General features: G+C 60.4%; 6 protein-coding genes. 2 read left to right on the forward strand and 4 right to left on the reverse strand.

Features of this window, described 5'->3' with window-relative positions; translation table 11 throughout:
* On the reverse strand, window positions 1-625 hold a 625-nt coding region (locus WA989_RS05355), incomplete at its 3' end, for a serine hydrolase domain-containing protein (protein WP_424339474.1).
* 34 nt (window positions 626-659) lie between these two features.
* Window positions 660-1,820 carry an acyl-CoA dehydrogenase family protein gene (locus tag WA989_RS05360; RefSeq protein ID WP_424339475.1) on the reverse strand — a complete coding sequence of 387 codons (1,161 nt, stop codon included), beginning with the start codon at window positions 1,818-1,820 and terminating at the stop codon, window positions 660-662.
* Between the two features lie 126 nt (window positions 1,821-1,946).
* On the opposite strand from WA989_RS05360, the gene WA989_RS05365 reads away from it, so the two are divergent.
* Window positions 1,947-2,375 (forward strand): PaaI family thioesterase, encoded by a 429-nt coding sequence (locus WA989_RS05365; RefSeq protein ID WP_424339476.1) that lies wholly within the window; start codon window positions 1,947-1,949, stop codon window positions 2,373-2,375.
* 98 nt (window positions 2,376-2,473) lie between these two features.
* Window positions 2,474-3,112: a sulfotransferase family protein gene (locus tag WA989_RS05370; protein ID WP_424339477.1), complete on the forward strand. Its 639-nt coding sequence runs from the start codon at window positions 2,474-2,476 to the stop codon at window positions 3,110-3,112.
* A 1-nt stretch (window position 3,113) separates the two neighbouring features.
* On the opposite strand, the gene WA989_RS05375 is transcribed toward WA989_RS05370, so the two are convergent.
* Entirely contained in the window at window positions 3,114-4,268 is a 1,155-nt protein-coding gene (locus tag WA989_RS05375; RefSeq protein ID WP_424339479.1) for an acyl-CoA dehydrogenase family protein, read from the reverse strand.
* 73 nt (window positions 4,269-4,341) lie between these two features.
* Window positions 4,342-4,680 (reverse strand): FAD-dependent oxidoreductase (locus tag WA989_RS05380; protein WP_424339478.1); only part of this gene is annotated, 339 nt, incomplete at its 5' end.

Below are 4,680 nucleotides of genomic sequence, written 5' to 3' on the forward strand. Positions count from 1 at the left end.
TCTGACCGGACGCGACCTCGACAACTCGTCCGAGGACATCGGTCGAATGGCTGTAATTCCAGCGGGTACCGGGCGAAAAGAGCAGCGGAAGTTTCGCCAGCCGTGCGCACATCTCCTCGAGCGTCTCGTCTGGCCGGGCGATCTTCTCGCGCCGGTACATCGCATCAACCTCATGCTGCATCAGGAAGCCGTAGGTCAGCCCCGATGTATGCGTGAAGAGATCTCGGATTTCCATCGGCCGGATCGGCTTGCGCGTCTCGAAATCATCCACCGTGCCCTGCACGAAGACTTCGGTGTCGGCAAATTCGGGAATGTATTTCGAGACAGCGTCGTCAAGACGGATCTTGCCTTCCTCGAACAGCATCATGGCCGCCACGGAGGTGATCGGTTTGGTCATCGAATAGATGCGGAAGATGGTCTGCGCATTGATCGGCTCGCCGCCCTCGAGGCGCGTGCGACCGCGATAGGCCTCGTGAACGATCTGGCCATTACGAGAGACCAGTGTCGCCATGCAAGGCAGCTTGCCCGTATCGAGATAGTTGCCTGCGAAGAAATGCGGGATCGCGTCCAGCCGCTCCTCGTTCAGCCCGACATCCGATGGCGCGATCTCATCCTGTAGCGTCATTTCTGCCCCTTTGTGTCCCGCCCCTGTGGGTGCGTTATAACTGGTCGGCCTGACCGGCCTTTTTGAGCTCGCGCGCAATGATGATTTGCTGAATCTGGCTCGTGCCTTCGTACAGCCGGAAGATACGCGCGTCACGGTAGAACCGCTCAATGCCATAGTCTGTGATATAGCCGGCGCCGCCAAACACCTGGACGGCGCGGTCCGCCACGCGGCCATTCGCTTCTGTGGAAAACAGCTTTGCCGAGGACGCTAGAAGCGTAACATTCTCTCCCGCATCGCGCCGCCTGGCTGCATCCAGGATCATGCAGCGCGCCGCATAGGTATCGGCCTGGCTATCGGCAAGCAGGGCCTGGATCAGCTGATGGTCGATAATCGGCTTGCCGCCCTGCACTCGTTCGCTCGCATAGGTGACCATTTCCTTGATGAGACGCTTGGACATGCCGGTGGCAACCGCGGAGATATGGAGCCGGCCCTTGTCGAGCACGCTCATCGCCACCTTGAAACCCTCGCCTTCATTGCCGATCAGATTGTCGACCGGCACGCGCGCATCCTCGAAAATCACATCGCAGACATGGGCGCCCTGCTGGCCCATTTTCTTTTCAGGCTGGCCAACGCTGACGCCCGGCGTGTCGCGCTCGACGACGAAGGCCGACACGCCTTTCGGGCCTTTCACATCCGGCGCCGTGCGCGCCATGACGGTGAAAAGGTCGGCCTTGTTGGCATTAGTGATATAGCGCTTGGTGCCGTTGAGGACGTAATGGTCCCCGTCGCGGATCGCTTTTGTCGTCAGGCTGCCAGCATCAGAGCCTGCGCCAGGCTCGGTCAGCGCAAAGCTGGAGATGAGGTCGCCAGACGCGATGCCCGGCAGCCATTTTTCCTTCTGCTCAGGCGTACCGAACAGGACGAGCGCCTGGCTGCCAATGCCGATATTGGTGCCGGCGACAGACCGGAAGGCCGGAGAGGTCCGTCCAAGCTCCAGCGCGACAAGGCATTCGGTCTCCATGTCTAGGCCGAGCCCGCCAAACTCCTCCGGCACAGCAAGGCCGAACAGGCCGAGCTGTTTCATCTCGTCGACAATCTCCTGCGGCACCTCGTCGGTCTCGCCGACCTGGTTTTCCAGCGGGATACATCTCTCGGTGACGAAGCGGCGGACCTGCTCGATCAACGCCTGACGGATTTCGGCATCAAAAGCCATTCTTGCCTCCTGGGATCATTCTCGTTCAGCATACGCTTTGCGGGCAATAATGTCGAAGGGCAAGGCTGGACGCCGCGGCAGCATCGTCGCAGTCTCTGCCATGCTGACAGGAATAATGGAGGGCAGATGACGGCGACAGTCACAGTGGAATCGGGCGAGTTTGCAGGATGGTCGACCTGGCCGACGGAGCCATTCGAATATGAAACCGCCGGCCCGTTCTATTTCCGGGTCGATGAAAAAGGCCCTGTCGCGGCCTTCCGGGCGCAGCGCAAGCACATGAATGCGGGCGGTGTCGTTCATGGCGGCTGCCTCATGGCCTTTGCCGACTATTCGCTCTTCGCCATCGCGCATCAGGAAATCGAGGACGAATATGGCGTGACCGTCGCCTTCAATTCCGAATTCCTGTCAGGCCCGCCAGAGGGCGCCTATATTGAGGCGCGCGGCGAGGTGCTGCGGGCGGGCCGCTCGATCATTTTCGTGCGCGGCCTGATCACCGGTGACGGAAAGCCGGCGCTCAATTTCTCGGGCACAATCATGCGCAAGCCGAAAAGATAGACAGCCTCGACCTCGCTGCGCCGGTTTCGCTTCTTGCGCTGTCCTGTTCGTGCTAGGCCCGTTTTGGCGGCGGTGGGCCGCAATTCTGGAGGGGACGCATGTCATTGAAAGTTATTAGCGCCGGTTTCGGCCGGACGGGTACGATGTCGCTCAAGCTGGCACTGGAGCAGTTGGGCTTCGGGCCGTGTCATCACATGATCGAAGTGATCGAACATCCCGATCCGCAAGTTGCACTCTGGAATGATGCGCTGGCCGGCGACCCGGATTTTGACGCGATCTATAATGGCTATGGCTCAGCGGTCGATTGGCCGACAGCGGCGTTCTGGGAAGAGACAGCAGCGGCCTATCCGGAGGCGAAGATCATCCTCTCCACGCGCTCATCAGAGAGCTGGTATGCCAGCATCTCCGAGACGATTCTTGCAACAGTGTGGGCACCCGACACATGGCCGCCTCAGGCGGTTGAGTGGTTCAAGATGGTGAGCAAGGTGCTTGAGCGCAGCCTGGGAGAGGCGCGAGACAAGGACACACTGATCAAGGCATTCGAGGCTCACGAAGCCAAGGTGAAGGCGGCGATCCCAGACGATCGTCTTCTGGTTCATAGCGCCAAGGATGGCTGGGAGCCGCTGTGCGACTTCCTTGGAGTTGCCGTTCCCGCCGAACCCTACCCCCGCACGAACTCAAAGGAAGAGTTCTTCCAGCACATGGAGAAAGCCGACGATATGAAGGCCGCCGACTGACCTAATAGCTCTTCGGCAGGCCGAGGACTCGTTCGGCAATGAAGTTCAGGATCATCTCGCGGCTGACCGGCGCGATGCGCGCCAGCATGGCTTCGCGCATATAGCGCTCAACGTGGTACTCCTTGGCATAGCCCATGCCGCCATGGGTGAGGACCGCATTCTCGCAGGCGGTAAACCCGGCTTCGGTGCCGAGATATTTCGCGGCATTGGCTTCGGCCCCGCAATCCTCGCCCGCGTCGTAAAGAGAAGCCGCTTTGTAAGCGAGCATTTCAGCTGCTTTGAGCTCGGCCCAGCTTCGCGCCAGAGGATGCTGGATGCCCTGGTTCTGTCCGATCGGACGGCCGAAGACGACGCGGTCCTGCGCATATGTGGCGGCGCGCTCAAGCGCAGCAAAGCCGAGACCGATCGATTCCACAGCGAACAGGACGCGCTCCGGATTGAGGCCTTGCAACAGGTATTTGAAGCCTTGCCCCTCTTCCCCGATCAGATGCTCCTTGGGCACTTCGAGGCCGTCGATATAGAGCATGTTACACTCGACAGCCTTGCGGCCCATTTTCGGGATTGGCTTGGCGTCGATCTTTCCGCGGTCGAGGTCTGTGTAGAACAGCGACAAGCCGAGATAGGGCTTGGCGCACTGATCCTTCGGGGTCGTGCGGGCGATAATAAGAATCTTGTCGGCGCGCTGGGCCCCCGTCGTCCAGATCTTGCGGCCATTGATCGTATAGCCGGCATTGGTCCGCTCGGCCTTGGTCTCGAGGCTGGAGGTATCGAGGCCTGAATTCGGCTCGGTCACGGCAAAGCACATCTTCTCTTCGCCGGAGATGATCTTGGGCAGGTTTTCCTGCTTCTGCTCGGCATTGCCGAATTTCTCGAGCGGCTTGGGCCCGAAGATGTTGAGGTGGATCGCCGAGGCGCCAGAATAACCTGCGCCAGAGCGCGTCACCGTCTGCATGACGAGCGCCGCCTCCGTCAGGCCGAGGCCGGCGCCGCCATACTCCTCAGGAAACGCCACGCCGAGCCATCCGCCCTCTGCCATGGCATCACAGAAAGCCTCCGGCCAGTCTCCCGTCTCGTCGGTCTTTGCCCAATACTCATCGTCAAATTGCGAGCAGGTCCTTTCGACCGCATCCTTGATGGCAATCTGGTCTTCGCTCATCTGCGAAATTGAGTGCATGTGCGGATCCTCCTGTCGACCCTGACCTAGACTGGCCTTGGGTACAAATCCAGTTTCATCTCGTCGCAGTTACAGGCGCCCGCCCCTCGACCAGATCAGCAATTGTCCGGGCGGTCAGAGGCGCGAGCAGGATGCCGTGGCGGAAATGGCCAGCGGCGACAAATTCCTCATCATTGAGCCGGGCGAGCACCGGCAGACCGTCATCGCTTTTCGGGCGCAGGCCCGACCAGGCTTCGAGCCGGCTTGCCGAGCTTAGCCCCGGGAGCACGCTGCAGGCTGTCTCGAAAAGCCGCTCGATCGTGTCGTGATCCACGCCATTATGAGCGTAGCTCTCTTCACTGGTCGCGCCGATGACAACCCTGTCGGCCTTGGGCACAATATAGGAAGCGCCAAA

Origin of the sequence: Henriciella sp. (assembly GCF_049649345.1) — a bacterium.
Lineage (GTDB): Bacteria > Pseudomonadota > Alphaproteobacteria > Caulobacterales > Hyphomonadaceae > Henriciella.